The sequence below is a fragment of the Pseudoalteromonas sp. NZS127 genome, assembly GCF_015864805.1.
Lineage (GTDB): Bacteria > Pseudomonadota > Gammaproteobacteria > Enterobacterales > Alteromonadaceae > Pseudoalteromonas > Pseudoalteromonas nigrifaciens.
On sequence record NZ_JADYWN010000003.1, the window covers coordinates 228,584 to 244,662 of the forward strand.

Consider the following 16,079-nt stretch of genomic DNA (forward strand, 5'->3'; position numbering starts at 1 on the left):
AAACTCACATTAGCTACTACTGTTATTATATCCAGTGGTTGTTGGTTTTGTATTTTATGACACGCGCAAGAAAAAATCTCATTGATTTGGCCTCAACATCTTATTATCACTTAATAGCTAGATGCGTTAGGCGAGCTTTTTTGTGTGGTGATGATAAATACACAGGTAAAAACTTTGATCACCGCAGAGAGTGGCTAGTAGAACGTATAAAGTTGTTAAGTAGTGTGTTTGCCATAGAGATTGCAGCTTACGCAATTATGAGTAATCACTATCACTTAGTTGTAAATGTTAATAGAAAGCAGGCACTAGATTGGGCAGATAGTGAAGTAATTGAACGCTGGTATAGGCTTTATAATGGCCACGCTTTGGTGGATAGTTACTTAAAAGGCGAGCAGTTAGATAATGCGAGTTTAGTTTGCTTTAATGAAATTATAGCTAAATGGCGAGAAAGACTTTACGACATAAGCTGGTATATGAAAAACCTAAATGAATACATTGCCCGTGAAGCAAATAAGGAAGATAGCTGCACAGGTAAGTACTGGGAAGGGCGCTATAAATCACAAGCATTATTAGATGAAACCGCATTGCTTAGTTGCATGGCCTATGTCGATTTAAATCCTATTAGAGCAAACATGGCCGGTACGTTAGAAGACAGTGATTTTACTTCTATTCAAGAACGTATAGCGCAATTGACAGCCTTTACTAAAAATACGGTTCAAACAAATAACCGCTCAAAACAAAAAGATAGTGTTCAAGATCAAAGTCAACCAAGTCAGCTAAAGCCATTTTGCGCTAACAACATAAAACACACTATACCTTTTGCGTTACTAGATTACCTAGAGTTAGTAGATTGGAGTGGTCGTCAAATTTCTCCAAACAAAAAAGGATATATAAATAAAGCAATTCCTAAAGTGCTAGTTACTCTGAATATAGAAGAAGCACAATGGCTTGAATCGATTCAACGATTTAGGCATAAATATTCAAACTTTGCAGGGAGTAAACAACGATTAAAGCAGCAAGCCGCGAATAACGATGTTAAATGGTACAAAGGTGCAGGGTGAGCGCCACACCTTCAGCGATAACTTAAACAACAACTTTAACAAACCACCTTTGAAACTAACTTTACCTGCCTGATATCCTTACTAAACATATATCTACTAATAACTTAAATTATATAAACTAATAGAGCGTAGAAGTGAGAGGGAATTAGTAAATAACGATGACGAACTTTGAGGTTAAATAAACCAGGTAATATATGCCTGTCCCATTTTTAATTTTTATGCCTGTCCCATTTTTAATAAATAACTTCATGCCAATATTGCAATAAGCACCGTTTATGGTATAAGACTGCCAGCTTTAGTTTACTCAATATAGTATGGATAATAGCAAGGGTGAACAAGCCAATTTAATCTATTGAATTTTTTGGACTTTTATCGAAAAGCGGCGCCCAGTATTATCTTTAATATAAAGCCGCTTTGCAGCAATAGCACTTAACCAAACACACCGAATTTATTTTAGCCTACGGCTACACCTTAAATCATACGTACCGCACGAATGCTTATATGAGCACGTACCTGGGTATTTAGTATTAATTACACGCCGCTGGTGATGATCACGCTAGGCATGTCATTTTGTAAGTTAATTAATTCTAATCACACGGCTATGGCCGTAAATTTGTGTAACCAGTTTATAAGCTACAGCACGTTTATAAACGTCAATGCTTTAAACGTAATCCAACAAAAGCGGCATTACCTCACATGCCAAGCTTTGCAAACAGCCTATAAGTACTAAGCACTAGTTACTGCTTTAGGCTGCAATTCAATTTTAGTTATGTAATTAACAAGGTTAACAATGAACACCAATTTTAAAGAGCGTAAGCTTACTTATTTATCTGCTTGTTTAGTTTTCTTATTTACCAGCCAAACAAGCTCAGCCTTTGAGCAACCACCGCTATTTAATCAGGCTAATACAGCTATAGAGAGGGTTGCAGTGATAGGCTCGCGCCATGTATACAGCAGTAACTTTACGCCTTTAGAAACACCACAAGCTGAGCAAACAATCGATTTAGCAACGCTTGAAAATGCTGGCGCATGGGATTTAAACCAAGCATTGGATCTATCTGCTTCGGTTGCTAGGCAAAATAACTTTGGTGGCCTGTTAAATAATTTTGCTTTACGTGGTTTTACAGGAGATGAAAACCTCTCGAGTAACTACTTAGTTAATGGCTTTAATATAGGCTGGGGCTTGGGTGGTACGCGAGATCTGTCAAGTATTGCCTCGGTTGAGGTGCTAAAAGGGCCGCGTGCTGCGTTATTTGGTCGGGGAGAACCTGGCGGAGTGGTTAACTTAATAACTAAACGGCCAACATTTGATACCGCAGGCGAACTAAAACTTGCTGTTGCAAGTGAGGATACCTATAGGGCTGATATAGATTACACCACTGGGGTTTCTGATGATGTTGCAATTAGACTGATCGGTTTTTATGAAGATTCAAATAGCTTTAGAGACACCATTAAAAAAACCAAACAAGGCGTTAGCCCATCAGTAGCTTGGTATATTAACGACAATAGTGAACTGATTTACGAACTTGAATACAGTAAGCAAACAATACCTTTTGATAGAGGAGTGTTAGCAATAAATGGTGAGCTTGGGGTTATTCCTGCAAACCGATTTTTAGGTGAGCCGGGTGATGGCCCTATTACAGCACAAGTAATTGGCCATCAGCTTGAACTTAAGCATGATATTAATGACGACTGGAGTGTATTAATTGCTGCTAATTACCGTGATACTAAGTTAACCGGTTTTGCCACTGAAACTGGTTTTGCAGGTGTAGTGAATGATGAGGTTAATCGCTTTAGGCGTTATCGAGATTACAGTGCAAACTATAAGGTTTTACGCGGCGAAGTTACTGGCGATATTAATTTTGCAGGGTTTGAGCATCGTTTAACTATAGGGGCTGATACCGATAAATTTGAAAACGATCAGTTTTTACTACAGGTAAAGGGCGATCAATATATTAATGTATATAACCCAGAGTATGGTGCTTATGCGCTACCTGCACCCACCACTCATACTGATCGTATTGAAATTCAGCAATCATTGGGCGTATTTATACAAGATCAAATAAGTTTAACCAATAAGCTAGATATACGTCTTGGCGCGCGTTTAGACGATTTTAAGCAAACACTTAATAATCGTTTAACTAATACAGGGTATAAACAAACAGAATCGCGTATTAGTCCGCAATTAGGGGCTGTGTATGCGGTGTCTGACTTTATATCGGCTTATGCGGCTTATGGTGAAAACTTTCGTCCGCTTTCGGGTACCGACGCCCAGGGAAACGGCTTTAAACCAAACCAAACAACTTCAAAGGAAGTAGGCGTTAAGGTTAGTTTAAATAACGGTGCGCTGGTGGGCACCTTAGCCTTATTTAAAGTTGAGCAACAAAATATGTTGGTAGTAGACGATCCAACAGCATTTACCAGTGCCGCTATTGGGGAGGCGCAAAGTAAAGGGTTTGAAATTGATATAAATGGTCAACTAACGAATAACTTAAACCTGTGGGCGTCTTATGCTTATGTTGATGCAACAACCAAAAATTCATTTTACGATAGCAACTTTGGCCTAAATATAGCTGCAGGCAGCTCGCTGTTAAATATTCCTCAGCATCAATTGAGTTTACAGTTGGTAAAGTCGACAGAAGTGAATGGAAAAGCACTAAAATTGGGTGGTGGTTTACTTTATGTGGGAGATCGAAATGGCTTTTTTGGTACCGACTTTACACTGCCAAGTTATATAACTGCTCGGGCATTTATGCGTTACGCCGTATCAGACTCAATAACGCTAACAGGGGAGCTAGATAACTTATTTAATGAAACTTATTATATCAGCTCATTTTCAGACGCTTGGGTGCAACCAGGCACGCCTCGTAGTGTTAGATTTTCTGCCTCGTTTAAGTTTTAATACCTTACACGTATTTTAAAAACGTATAACAGGCTGGTTAATATAAGCAGCCTGTTAGTTAATCTAGTATTGAGTAAGGTATTTTATTGTGGGTACTTTAGTGGCTTGCTTTATCGCCCCAAATTTCTTCTAGGCGGTTGTCGCGCCCACAACGCCAGCGATAGGTATTGTAGCGAATAGGATTGTTTTTATAATAATCTTGATGGTAACTTTCATCGCCTTTAATTGGGTAAAAGGTACTGGTGTTTAGTATAGGGGTAACCACGGTTTTATTTAGGAACTGTTTGCTCACTGCTTGTTTAGATTGTTCTGCTAATTTGCGCTCTTGCTCGTTAGCTACAAAAATAGCGCTTAAGTAACTTGGCCCTTTATCGCAAAATTGGCCTTTAGCATCAAAGGGATCAATGTTTACCCAGTAATGCTCGAGTATAGCTTTATAGCTAACTATTGCAGGATCGTAAGTAATTTCTACAGCTTCATAATGACCACGATGATTGCCGTTATAAGTTGGGTTTTTAAGTTTACCTCCCGTAAAACCCGATATTACATCGGTTACACCTGCTAGCTTTTCAAAATCACTTTCCATACACCAAAAGCAACCTCCGGCTAAAACGGCTTTTTCGGTTTTGTTTGCATGGGCGAGCGAGGCATAAAATATAACGGATGATGTTAACGCTAAGGCTAATATTCTTTTCATAAAATCTCGCATCTGTTTGATGAATGTATAAATAAATATATTGGTATAGTTACTAGACCCGCTATTAGTAAAACGTATTTCATTTTTATTTGTAAGCCGCAACGCGCTTTAGTGAATGAGGCCACTTTAATAAAACCCACTTTAAAGCCTAAACCCTATTTTTGAGACTAACGCAAAGCTTGTTAGCAAATTTTAAGAACAGTAAAACTAATAAAATGCTTATTGCCGGTGGTTCACAACTAGGCATTAGCAAGAAGATAGCGGGTAGGTGCTTAGTACACAAGCTTATAAAATGTTAACTGCCAATACCGCTGGTGGAGGTATGTATTTAAAAAGTAGGGAAGTGAGATATTTAGCACAAATGGCGTTGACTGTTTGCGTACAGTGTTTGTTTTTATATAATAAACTTTATGTATAAATTCAGTTTTATAATAGGTTATTATATATAAAGTTTTAATTTTTAATGGTGCCGGTTTACTTAGCTGGGTTACAATATTGTAGGTAACTGTGTTTATATACAGTATTGTTTGGAGGTGCATAATATTACCTGTACTTATTAAAGTGCAGAATAGGAGTTTAATAAGAAATGGCTAGTGTATTAAACACCTTATTCAGAGCTTATTTATACTGAATGCTATTAGCTTTAATGGACAAAGCTATGAGTAAAAAGAACACATCATGCTTTGTTGTGGGTGAGTATAGTTTAGCAATAGCGCTAATCTTTATGTTTTCTTTATCATAAGTAAAGGGCGGGGCTTACCGCATAGCGATGCTCCGTTTTAGTTACCAGTAATTATATAGTGCTCTGTTTATAGCAAAGCTATTTTTTGGGTAAGTTGCCTTAACATAGCATCGGCATTGGGAGATTGCTCGTTTAACCCGCTAATTAAAGTCATAAAGTAGCAGTCAATCATTACGCTTGCTTTTACGTCATCAATTTGAGTTTGCTGCTGAAATAATAACTGTTTAAACAGGCTTACTTGCTCACTAAAAAAGGTTGCTTGCCAAATAACATTACTGATAAGTATTTTACTAAATTCACTGTTTTCACAATAAAAATAATACAGGGGATGTGCATAATGACGCAGCTTTAATCTAGGAGAGTGTTGTTTATCGGATGCGCGAGCTTGATTAATTATAGCGGTAATTTGTTGCTGCATTCCGGCAATTAATAAGTCTATTTTATTTTCGAAATGACTAAATACAGTGCCCACAGCCACACCAGCAGCTGTTGCAATTTCTCGGGTTGAGGTATGCTCGTAACCTTGTAATAAAAATAACTCCCAAGCAGATGCTAAAATTTTATTACGTGTTCTCTGTTTTTTATCCATTATATTTGTGTATTGCTCTCTACTAGTTTTATTAAGTAATGTTTGTAAGTGCAAAATAAGTGTTTATAAAACTGCATTAAAAACAATTGAGTACCCTATTTTAAGCTTGAAAATGCTTATTGACTATTCGCTACTTACTAAATTAAGTAAATAGTAATTGAGTGCGCTCATTTTTATTGTGAGCATGCTCAATTAATAATCTGCATTGTTATTATTATAGCAAACATGTATTTGTTCATTCTACAGGTTCTAGTTTGTTTATCTAACTCTCAAGTTAGAGTTTATTGCCTTATTTAAGCGCATTAAAATAAACCAGTAGCCTGGTTATAAGCGATAATATTTACTCGCGTAAATGCTATAAAAATTAGCACAGTGTAATACTTAGGATATGTTGTTTAATAGCTGCATTTTAACTAAAATAACTTTATTTATAATGGTTGGTGTGTAAATGAATCAATTAACCGAAAAATCGATTGGCTGCCCTTATTGCGGCGAAACAATTGACGTTTTACTAGATGCTGCAGATTTAGACCAACAGTATATTGAAGACTGCCAGGTATGTTGTAAGCCAATTATTTTTAAAGTTTTTGAAGATGCTGATGCTGAGCTTGGTGTTAATGTATACAGTGAAGATGATGCATTTTAACTTTTATAATCTCGCAGATTTAATTTAAAACTAAAAGGCTGCTTTTTATCAAAGCAGCCTTTTAGTTATTTATGTAAGCTAAAAAGTCGTTATTTATTTTGCTGCTCTCTTGCTAATTGGTTTGGCAATAACTGCTCTATAATTTCGCGAGCGGGAAGGGTGTAGCGCGTGCCGTCAAACATCACCGAAGTGAACTCGTTAATATTAGTAATCCCCGTTAGGGTCCAACCTTCGCCGCGCTCAGGGCAATAAACCGTGGTAGTGGGCTGTATTACTTTAAAATCGTCACTCATGGCTAATTACTCTCAATATATTGCTTGTTAATGCAGTATGGTAAGTTAATAATACTGTTATATAAAGTGCTATTTATTGCTTAATAGCTATTTTTACAAATACTGAATTTAAGTAGTAGGTAGCTCAAAAATTTATAATTTTGGTAATTGCATGTTTAAAACAATAACACTACCGCGAGTTACCTTGCGTTTAATAACTCACAAACATGGTGCAGCTTTGTTTGGCATTTTAAATCATCCTTTAGTGTCTCAATATAACGATTACCAAACACCGCTTAGCCAGCAACAGGTTAAGCAATTAATACAAAACGATATTAGCGGCTATTACGAAGGGGGTGTATTGCGCTTAGCAATTGAGCATAACAGCAATGGCCAATTGTTAGGCTCGTGTGGTTTATACAAAATAAATACAGACAAGCAAACTGCTTTTATAGGTTTTGAGTTACACCCAGATTTTTGGCAACAAGGAATTATGCAAGAAGTGCTTTTAGGTTTTATGGCAGTAATGCCTGCATTACAATTAAAACATTTGTATGCTGAGGTAAGTACACACAACCAACGTTCACACGCTTTGCTAATAAAGCTAGGATTTACGCCAAAGTGTGGTGTACAAAATAGTGATAACAGTTCACTTTGGTATAAATTATTATAGAGTTAACGTGCTACAATAGCCGGTTTAAATCTAAACGTTACTTCCGTAATTACTGTAATTATTTATAATTAAACACAGCAAAGAACACATCATACTTACTGTGGGGGAGCAATACCTTAGCAAAGGTGTTAAATTTATAAAGTAGCAGGGCAGTAGTAAATGCTAAGCGCTGATATTTATCTCAAATTACAATATCTGAGATCCTGACGACTTATCCGGTTCACTTAAATTGCACATTTGAGTTCGGCGTGTTTAACCTTTATGGTGGTTTTGGTCCGCACTTATAAAACCTACTATATGCAAGTGCACGTAACGTTATTTGAAATGACAGCTACAGAGCAAATTGATATAGCGTTTTCAAGGCCATTACTAAGAAGCACAATTAGCAATGAATTTATTAGCCATGCGGTCTATCCAGATAAGCTAGTTGCTCTTGTTAATCAAGGCCATAAATGTGAAAGTAAACAAGTCGGGTTTTCGCCAAATAGTGTTAGCAAACCTAGGCATATGCAAACATTAGTAACCGAGATTGTAATGTTTAGGAGTGGGGTGATAGGACTGTATTGTGCACAAGAAATTTTACAGTGAGGATGTCATTTTATAACGCTGGAGAATGCAAGTACGCAAAGTCCACTACAAATTCAATTTAAAAAATGACGTAAGTACAACATTTGTAAATATAGTTTTAAGCGCCCAAATAGACATTCAAAGCAGCATGGCTGAGTGATGCTATAAACTTAAAACCAATAAAAAAGGCCTTGTTATGCTCTATAACAAGGCCTTTGTAAAACTAAGTTAGGCTTTAAAGTATATACCTAAAACCAATTGCGATACCGTCATCTTCCGATTGTTCCATAAGTGCTTGTTGTTCTTTATTAGCACTTTCAAAGTCACTAAAATCTTTACGTGCTTCTATGTAAAGCTGGGTATTGTCGTCAAGTAAGTAATGAACACCAATAACGGCAAATTGACGCTTAAATACATCGTTAGGATCGGCGTTAAAGTTAGGTTGAATTACGTAATCGTCGCCAGCATCAAAAAGGTTGTATGCAATAAATGGTCTAAAGTCATTATCGAAACGGTAAGATACAAATGTTTCTATACCAACTGCTTCTTTAATTAAGCGCCCCAAATTGTCGGTATCATGGTTTTCGTTTTTATTAATGTTAGCTGCAGCGTATAAACCTGCTGCATTAATATCGCCCCAACTAATTCCCGCACCATAAATTATATCTTCTACTGAGCGAGTTGTGCCATCGCCAAAGTGTAAGTCAAACTCACCGCGGTTAATGCCGGCAGTTAACGTAAGCATATTGGTTACGTTATAAGTTACTGCGCCACCAAAAGTGTAATTAAACTCTACTTTTTGTGCAGTCGCTTCGCCAGCTTCCCATTTGGCTTGGCACTGTGCTTCTGTAATATTGCTTACATCACAAGTGTAAAACTCACTGTTTTTTAGTTGCGTTTGTACGCTAAATTCAAAGTCGTTGTAAGTATTGCGATATTGCAGCGTTTTATCACCGCGACCGGTACCATTTACTGCGCCATCGTCTTTATTATATGTATAAACACCCGCTGCGTTACCATCCCATACATAGCTAAAGTTAGTAGCGTGAACCACATCGAACCATGAACCCCATAGTTTACCAATAGTAATTTGACCATACTTGTAATGCGATAAGCCGGCATAACCTAAGCGGTTATATAAAAACTCATCTTGAATAGATTCAAAGCGGTTATTGTAAACAATATCACTATTACCAACAGGGTTTACACCCCATTCAATTAAGGCCAGTGCTTCCCAATCATTTTTTAATTGGCGTTTAAAAGCAAAGTTAATACGCGAGGCACCATTTACTATTTCAGTTTGGTTTTGGGTATTGATCGCACGAACGTCAATATAACCACCAATAGAGACAGCATTTTTATCGTCTTTATAAACTTCTACTGCTGATACAGCTGGAGCCGCTAAAATACTTACGCTTAGTAGAGTTGCTAACTTGTTATTTATCATTTGTTGCCTTGTGTAAATTTGATGCTTTTTTATTGGGGTATATCTGTGGGGTTGAAGACTAACAAAGCAATAATATGCTCAAAAGTGAAAAATAATCACCCGCAATAAACAAAATAAATAGCAAATATTCACCTAGCGTTAATTTTGTTTTTGTGGTGTTGCTTTTTTTAATACTTTAAGTTGCTGGGTAGTTGTTTGGTATTAGAAATTAAAAAAATAAAGGTGAGTTTTTTTCAAGTTGGCTAAAAAGTGAAGGGTAGTGCAAAAGCTCTAAGTGTCTTTTATATCATCAATATATACAAAAATATTTTTAATAAAAACTAAATGCGACAAACAAGCTAACAAACAGGTTAAACAGTTGTATTAAATAATTTTGCAGATGTTAACAACGGCGAATGAAATTCAGTCAGCAAAAATTTATTAATTAAATACGCACCAGCAGCAATATCAATTGCTGACTGATGTTGTTTTTGGATACAAATATAAGGAAGTGTTAACTTTTTAAAATTGAAATTTGTTTAATTATGCGGCAATTTAATCGCTTTGTAAGGTGCGTTACCTAGTGTGGGTTAAGTAATATTTCACAACTTAATTATAGTTATTAAAGCAGGCTCTTATTTGCGTATTTAGCCTTTAAACTTTCATAGAAAAAACGATGAATTTGGTTTAAACTGCGCGCAATTAAAATACATCATGTCTCCCTTGGAGGGTAGCGCTATTATTAGTACAGCTAACATCACCATGCAATTTGGTGCTAAACCATTATTTGAAAACATCTCAGCAAAATTTGGCGACGGCAACCGTTACGGTTTGATCGGTGCTAATGGTTGCGGTAAATCAACATTTATGAAAATTCTAAGTGGTGAGCTTGAGCCGTCTTCGGGTAACGTTAGCACTGATCCAAATGAACGAGTTGCTAAACTAAACCAAGACCAGTTTGCGTACGAAGAGTATTCTGTAATTGATACTGTGATCATGGGTCACAAGCAGTTATGGGAAATTAAACAAGAACGCGACCGTATTTACTCTTTAGCTGAAATGAGCGAAGCGGATGGCATGAAAGTAGCCGATTTGGAAACTGAATTTGCCGAAATGGACGGTTACTCTGCAGAATCTAAAGCGGGTGAGTTGTTATTAGGTGTAGGTATTGCTACTGAGCAACACTATGGCCCTATGTCAGAAATTGCGCCAGGTTTTAAATTGCGTGTACTTTTAGCACAGGTACTGTTTTCAGATCCTGAAATAATGCTACTCGATGAACCTACTAATAACTTGGATATTTATACAATCAAGTGGTTAGAAGATGTATTGAACCAACGCGATTGCACCATGATAATAATATCGCATGACCGCCACTTTTTAAACTCGGTTTGTACCCACATGGCCGATATTGATTACGGTGAGCTGCGTATTTATTCAGGTAACTACGACGAATACATGTTTGCTGCAACGCAAGCACGTGAGCGTCTGTTAAGCGAAAACGCCAAAAAGAAAAACCAAATTGCTGAACTTCAACAATTTGTATCGCGTTTTTCTGCTAATGCGTCAAAAGCTAAGCAAGCAACGTCGCGTGCTAAACGTATCGACAAAATTCAGTTAGATGAAGTTAAAGCGTCATCACGTCAAACGCCATTTATTCGTTTCGATCAAGAAAAACAATTATTCCGTAATGCGCTAGAAATGACTAACCTTAGCCAAGGTTTTGGCGACAACACTTTGTTCTCTGGCCTTGAAGGTTTAGTAGAAGTAGGTGAACGCATTGCTATTATTGGCGAAAACGGTGTAGGTAAAACAACACTGTTAAATACCTTTGCTGGGCGTTTAGCGCCTAAGTCGGGTGAGTTTAAGTGGTCTGAAAATGCCAATATTGGTTATTACGCGCAAGATCATGCAGATGAATTTGCCACCGATATGAACTTATTTGAGTGGATGGAGCAATGGCAGCAAGAAGGCGACGACGAGCAAGTGGTGCGCAGCTTTTTAGGCCGTATGTTGTTCTCTCAAAACGATATTAAAAAGTCGGTTAAAGTAATATCGGGTGGTGAGCAAGGCCGTATGTTATTTGGTAAAATTATGATGCATAAACCAAATATATTACTAATGGATGAGCCAACCAACCACATGGATATGGAATCTATTGAAGCACTTAACTTAGCACTTGAAGCCTACGAAGGTACTTTATTGTTTGTGTCTCACGATCGCCAATTTGTATCATCGGTTGCTACGCGTATCTGGGAAGTTAAAGACGGTAAGGTTATTGACTTTAGAGGTACCTACGCTGAGTACCTAGCAAGTAAAGAGGCGTAAATAGCGCTTTACTGCTAACTTTTAAAAGCCATGTTTAACATGGCTTTTTTTGTTTTTGTTAGTCGCAATTTAATGACTTTTGGGTATAATACCCGCCATAAAAGCGGACATAAGTCCGCTAGTTAAAATAGTATATTACTGAGGAGTATTTATGAAAGTTGGCATTATTATGGGTTCTAAATCAGATTGGCCAACCATGGAACATGCGGCGCTCATGCTAGAAAAATTTGGCATTGAGTACGAAACAAAAGTAGTTTCTGCCCACCGAACTCCTCAACTCCTTGCTGATTACGCAAGCTCAGCAAGCGACCGTGGTATTAAAGTTATAATTGCAGGCGCAGGCGGCGCGGCCCATTTGCCGGGTATGGCAGCTGCATTTACCTCATTACCAGTACTTGGTGTGCCAGTTAAATCAAAAGCGCTTAATGGTATTGATTCGCTACTTTCTATTTGCCAAATGCCTAAAGGTGTTGCGGTAGGGACATTAGCTATTGGTGAGCCTGGCGCTGCTAATGCAGGTTTACTTGCAGCGCAAATTTTAGGGTGTCAAAATCCTGAAATATTCGCAAAAATTGAAGCGTTTCGTAAAGAACAAACCGACACTATTTTAGCTAACCCTAATCCTGCAGAGTAATAATGACTATTTTAATTTTAGGTGCAGGGCAATTAGCACGCATGATGAGCCTTGCTGGCGCGCCACTTAATTTAAATGTGGTTGCGTACGATGTAGGCAGCCAAAAAATTGTGCACCCACTCACAGGCGAAGTTTACTCAACCACATTAGAGCAAGCCATAGCAAACGCAGATGCAATTACTGCTGAGTTTGAGCATATACCTGACGATGTATTAACACTTTGTTGTAATAGCAATAAGTTTTATCCGGGTAAAGCCGCCATTAAAACCGGTGGCGATCGCCAAATCGAAAAAGCACTACTAGATAAAACAGCTGTAGCGTGCGCACCGTATCAACTTATTACTGAAAAAGCGCACCTTGAGCTTGCGGTTAAAAACCTAGGTAAACCTTTAGTTATTAAAACCTGTCAAGCAGGCTACGATGGTAAAGGCCAATGGCGATTAAAGTCTGACGATCAAATTGATGAAATTTGGGCTCAAATGTCTGATTTTATTGCCTCAGGCACAGCACATGCACCTCATACTATTATTGCTGAAAAAATGATTCCGTTCGATCGTGAAGTATCTATTATTGGTGCACGCGATAAACACGGTAATGTTGCAATTTATCCGTTAACCGAAAACCAGCACACCAATGGTGTATTAACCTTATCGGTAGCAGGTTTAAATAATAGCCATGTAGAGCAGCAAGCTATTGATGCCTTTACTAAATTAGCGAATGAGCTTAATTATGTGGGTGTATTGGCAATTGAGTTTTTTGACGTTAAAGGCACTTTACTGGTAAACGAAATTGCCCCGCGTGTACACAACTCAGGCCACTGGACACAGCAAGGTTGCCATTGCTCGCAGTTTGAAAACCATATGCGTGCGGTTGCAGGGCTGCCTCTGGGTAATACTGAGCTTAAACACGCCACTGCGATGATAAATGTGCTTGGCCAAGCCAGTATTCCTACTGCAGTTTTAGAAGTGACTGATGTAACTAGTCATTGGTACGGTAAAACAGTAAAACCAGGGCGTAAAATGGGTCATATTAATGTCTCAGCTCAAAGTCTACATCAACTAGGTGAACGCTTAGCTGAACTTAGCGAGTGTTTACCAGAACAAGCCTACCCAGGTATTTTAGCCACGAGTACATCTTTGATACTCAACTAAAAATAAGCAATAAATTGGGACATCTCAATTTATTGCTTAACGCCAAAGGCTACACCTATGTTTAACCCTAAATACCGCAATGTTGTGTTTGCATTTTTAATGGCACTATTAATGTCGGGCTTTATGTCTTTTGTGATCTCATTATTTAACGTGGGAATGGTCGATAATATTATAACTATATGGCTCAAAGCATGGGTATTTGCATTTTCTATCGCATTTCCTACAGTTATTCTAGTTGCACCTTTAGTACACAAGTTAACTGATAAAATAATTCGAGCGTAATACAGCATGCCATTAACACTCAAAAAGCCATTGTTTTTAATTCTTTTAGCATTATGTATCACTCCTTTTATTGGCGCTGGTAGTGCACTGGTAATAGGCGCTGCTTTTGCTATGACATTAGGTAATCCGTTTGCCGAGCTTTCGCAAAAAGCCAGTAAGTGGATGTTAAAAGCAGCGGTGGTCGGGCTTGGTTTTGCCGTTGACTTTAATCAGGTAATTGAAGTGGGTAGCAGCTCTTTAGTGCTCACTATTGTGAGTATTACCGCAATAATTGGCTTAGGTGAAATACTTACCCAAGTATTTAAACTTAACCGCAATACCGGCGTATTAATTTCATTTGGCACTGCTATTTGTGGTGGCAGTGCTATTGCAGCTATGGCACCGGTAATTAAAGCAAAAGATCATGAAGTGGCTGTGGCACTTGGCGTAGTATTTATGCTCAATGGCGTGGGCTTACTGTTGTTTCCGGCCATTGGCCATTATTTTAATTTAACCGAGCAGCAATTTGGCATGTGGGCTGCTTTAGCTATTCACGATACCAGCAGTGTTGTAGGTGCATCCGCTACTTATGGCGCTGTGGCACTAAGCATTGCCACCACAGTAAAATTAACCCGCGCTATGTGGATCATTCCTTATACTGCGCTTGCTGGGGTGTTTTTACGCTCAGATGAAAAAGCCAGTATTCCACTATTTATTGTTGGCTTTGTACTCGCCGCACTTATTAATACTTATTTGCCACAGTTTTCACCTGTATGGAGCGTTATTAATATAGTTGCTAAACAATTGCTTATAGTTACATTATTTTTAATTGGTAGTGGCCTATCATTAGCAGTACTAAAACAAGCCGGACTTAAGCCCTTTATAATGGCAATTTTATTATGGATAGTGGTAAGTAGTGTTATTTTATTATTAATTTTAGATGGGTTGATATAATGAAAGGTAATTTAAGTAGTATTACTTTGGGTAGTACGTTGTTTTGTTTACTGCTAAGCAACTACGTTGCAGCGGCGCAACTGCGTGTTGCCACCTTTAATGTAAGTATGGATGCAACTAACTATACACCAAGAAAAACCCCTGTAAAAAGCGATTCTTTGGTTAGCGCGCTTAAAGCAGAGCATTCACAAATTAAAAATATTGCCGAAATAATTCAACGTGTTCGCCCCGATATAATACTATTAAACGAGTTTGACTATGTGCCAAAAGAGCAGGGTATAGCGTACTTTAAAAGCCATTATTTAAACGTGAGTCAAAATAATCAAGCGGCAATAGACTATCCTTATTTTTATATTGCGCCGGTTAATACCGGTTTAGCCACTGAGTTTGATTTAGATAACGACGGTAAAAAAACAGGAATAATGGGCGACGCTCACGGTTTTGGTTTTTTTGAAGGCCATTACGGTATGGCCGTTTTATCTCGTTATCCAATCGATTTAGATAAAGTACGAACGCTGCAAACTTTTAAATATAAAGATATGCCTAATGCGCAAATGCCTATCGATCCAACCACAGGCAAAAACTGGTATAACGAGCAAGAATGGCAAAACATTCGTTTGAGCTCAAAATCTTTTTGGGATTTACCCATATCAGTTAATAATAAAACGGTACATATACTTGCATCGCACCCAACCCCGCCGGTTTTTGATGGCTTAGAGGACAGAAATGGCAAGCGTAACCATGATGAAGTAAGGTTAGTTGCAGACTACATTAATAATGCCGATTATATTTATGACGATAAAGGTAAAAAAGGCGGTTTAAATGCTCAGTCTCGGTTTGTTATTTTAGGTGACTTAAATGCCGCCCCTGAGGGTGATAAACAGCGAACTATAACTACAGATCAGCTACTTAAGCATCCGCTTGTAAACGCCAGTTTTATACCGCAAAGTGCTGGCGCAAAAGAGCAATATCCACAGCACAGCCATGCTAAAAATTACAGTGCAAGTTGGCAAGCACGGGTTGACTATGTTTTGCCATCGCATTATGGGTTAAAAATTATTGATGGTGGGGTATTTTGGCCAACTAAAAATAGCCAGCTAAACCGCTTAATTAAAGACAGAAATGCGTCGAGTGATCATCGACTAGTTTGGCTAGATTTACGCTTAGAATAAGCAA

Annotated in this window: 15 protein-coding genes; 11 read left to right on the forward strand and 4 right to left on the reverse strand. The window is 37.9% G+C overall.

Features of this window, described 5'->3' with window-relative positions:
* Positions 1-140: 140 nt before the first annotated feature.
* Complete coding sequence (locus I6E78_RS04580; protein WP_179807039.1) at positions 141-1,061, forward strand: transposase; 921 nt, start codon at positions 141-143, stop codon at positions 1,059-1,061.
* 790 nt (positions 1,062-1,851) lie between these two features.
* Complete coding sequence (locus I6E78_RS04585; RefSeq protein ID WP_197182054.1) at positions 1,852-3,963, forward strand: TonB-dependent siderophore receptor; 2,112 nt, start codon at positions 1,852-1,854, stop codon at positions 3,961-3,963.
* 97 nt (positions 3,964-4,060) lie between these two features.
* Here the strand turns inward: I6E78_RS04585 and msrA are convergent, their stop codons facing one another.
* Both msrA and I6E78_RS04595 read right to left on the reverse strand, forming a co-directional pair.
* Positions 4,061-4,660, reverse strand: coding sequence for a peptide-methionine (S)-S-oxide reductase MsrA (gene msrA / locus I6E78_RS04590; protein WP_197182055.1), 600 nt, complete (start codon positions 4,658-4,660; stop codon positions 4,061-4,063).
* Positions 4,661-5,469: 809 nt separating this feature from the next.
* Positions 5,470-5,991 carry a TetR/AcrR family transcriptional regulator gene (locus I6E78_RS04595; RefSeq protein WP_041454430.1) on the reverse strand — a complete coding sequence of 174 codons (522 nt, stop codon included), beginning with the start codon at positions 5,989-5,991 and terminating at the stop codon, positions 5,470-5,472.
* A gap of 448 nt (positions 5,992-6,439) precedes the next feature.
* Between I6E78_RS04595 and I6E78_RS04600 the strand changes: the two genes are divergently transcribed.
* Positions 6,440-6,637, forward strand: coding sequence for a CPXCG motif-containing cysteine-rich protein (locus tag I6E78_RS04600; RefSeq protein WP_011328257.1), 198 nt, complete (start codon positions 6,440-6,442; stop codon positions 6,635-6,637).
* A gap of 89 nt (positions 6,638-6,726) precedes the next feature.
* Here I6E78_RS04600 and I6E78_RS04605 read toward each other — a convergent pair whose 3' ends face one another.
* Positions 6,727-6,930 (reverse strand): hypothetical protein, encoded by a 204-nt coding sequence (locus I6E78_RS04605; protein WP_011328256.1) that lies wholly within the window; start codon positions 6,928-6,930, stop codon positions 6,727-6,729.
* Between the two features lie 151 nt (positions 6,931-7,081).
* Here I6E78_RS04605 and I6E78_RS04610 point away from each other — a divergent pair, with 151 nt between their 5' ends.
* Positions 7,082-7,582, forward strand: a complete 501-nt coding sequence (locus I6E78_RS04610; protein ID WP_011328255.1) for a GNAT family N-acetyltransferase — start codon at positions 7,082-7,084, stop codon at positions 7,580-7,582.
* Positions 7,583-7,879: 297 nt separating this feature from the next.
* Positions 7,880-8,170, forward strand: coding sequence for a hypothetical protein (locus I6E78_RS04615; protein ID WP_197182056.1), 291 nt, complete (start codon positions 7,880-7,882; stop codon positions 8,168-8,170).
* 214 nt (positions 8,171-8,384) lie between these two features.
* On the opposite strand, the gene I6E78_RS04620 is transcribed toward I6E78_RS04615, so the two are convergent.
* The gene (locus tag I6E78_RS04620; protein ID WP_197182057.1) at positions 8,385-9,596 is read right to left on the reverse strand and encodes a porin; all 1,212 of its coding nucleotides are present in this window, start codon (positions 9,594-9,596) and stop codon (positions 8,385-8,387) included.
* A 717-nt stretch (positions 9,597-10,313) separates the two neighbouring features.
* Here I6E78_RS04620 and I6E78_RS04625 point away from each other — a divergent pair.
* From I6E78_RS04625 to I6E78_RS04650, 6 genes are all read left to right on the forward strand, one after another.
* A complete protein-coding gene (locus I6E78_RS04625; protein ID WP_080516828.1) occupies positions 10,314-11,903 on the forward strand; it encodes an ABC-F family ATPase in 1,590 nt (529 codons plus the stop codon).
* Between the two features lie 151 nt (positions 11,904-12,054).
* A complete protein-coding gene (gene purE / locus I6E78_RS04630; RefSeq protein WP_011328251.1) occupies positions 12,055-12,537 on the forward strand; it encodes a 5-(carboxyamino)imidazole ribonucleotide mutase in 483 nt (160 codons plus the stop codon).
* A 2-nt stretch (positions 12,538-12,539) separates the two neighbouring features.
* Positions 12,540-13,688: a 5-(carboxyamino)imidazole ribonucleotide synthase gene (locus I6E78_RS04635; protein WP_197182058.1), complete on the forward strand. Its 1,149-nt coding sequence runs from the start codon at positions 12,540-12,542 to the stop codon at positions 13,686-13,688.
* Positions 13,689-13,745: 57 nt separating this feature from the next.
* Entirely contained in the window at positions 13,746-13,970 is a 225-nt protein-coding gene (locus I6E78_RS04640; RefSeq protein ID WP_011328249.1) for a DUF2798 domain-containing protein, read from the forward strand.
* A gap of 6 nt (positions 13,971-13,976) precedes the next feature.
* The gene (locus tag I6E78_RS04645; RefSeq protein WP_011328248.1) at positions 13,977-14,903 is read left to right on the forward strand and encodes a YeiH family protein; all 927 of its coding nucleotides are present in this window, start codon (positions 13,977-13,979) and stop codon (positions 14,901-14,903) included.
* Entirely contained in the window at positions 14,903-16,075 is a 1,173-nt protein-coding gene (locus I6E78_RS04650; protein ID WP_197182059.1) for an endonuclease/exonuclease/phosphatase family protein, read from the forward strand. The genes I6E78_RS04645 and I6E78_RS04650 overlap by 1 nt, the downstream gene beginning before the upstream one ends.
* The last annotated feature ends 4 nt before the right edge of the window (positions 16,076-16,079 follow it).

Excerpts from the sequence above, each read along its gene's own strand:
- I6E78_RS04585 (WP_197182054.1), top strand. The coding sequence starts at position 1,852 with ATGAACACCAATTTTAAAGAGCGTAAGCTTACTTATTTATCTGCTTGT.
- msrA (WP_197182055.1), bottom strand. The coding sequence starts at position 4,660 with ATGAAAAGAATATTAGCCTTAGCGTTAACATCATCCGTTATATTTTAT.
- I6E78_RS04595 (WP_041454430.1), bottom strand. The coding sequence starts at position 5,991 with ATGGATAAAAAACAGAGAACACGTAATAAAATTTTAGCATCTGCTTGG.
- I6E78_RS04600 (WP_011328257.1), top strand. The coding sequence starts at position 6,440 with ATGAATCAATTAACCGAAAAATCGATTGGCTGCCCTTATTGCGGCGAA.
- I6E78_RS04605 (WP_011328256.1), bottom strand. The coding sequence starts at position 6,930 with ATGAGTGACGATTTTAAAGTAATACAGCCCACTACCACGGTTTATTGC.
- I6E78_RS04610 (WP_011328255.1), top strand. The coding sequence starts at position 7,082 with ATGTTTAAAACAATAACACTACCGCGAGTTACCTTGCGTTTAATAACT.
- I6E78_RS04615 (WP_197182056.1), top strand. The coding sequence starts at position 7,880 with ATGCAAGTGCACGTAACGTTATTTGAAATGACAGCTACAGAGCAAATT.
- I6E78_RS04620 (WP_197182057.1), bottom strand. The coding sequence starts at position 9,596 with ATGATAAATAACAAGTTAGCAACTCTACTAAGCGTAAGTATTTTAGCG.
- purE (WP_011328251.1), top strand. The coding sequence starts at position 12,055 with ATGAAAGTTGGCATTATTATGGGTTCTAAATCAGATTGGCCAACCATG.
- I6E78_RS04635 (WP_197182058.1), top strand. The coding sequence starts at position 12,540 with ATGACTATTTTAATTTTAGGTGCAGGGCAATTAGCACGCATGATGAGC.
- I6E78_RS04640 (WP_011328249.1), top strand. The coding sequence starts at position 13,746 with ATGTTTAACCCTAAATACCGCAATGTTGTGTTTGCATTTTTAATGGCA.
- I6E78_RS04645 (WP_011328248.1), top strand. The coding sequence starts at position 13,977 with ATGCCATTAACACTCAAAAAGCCATTGTTTTTAATTCTTTTAGCATTA.
- I6E78_RS04650 (WP_197182059.1), top strand. The coding sequence starts at position 14,903 with ATGAAAGGTAATTTAAGTAGTATTACTTTGGGTAGTACGTTGTTTTGT.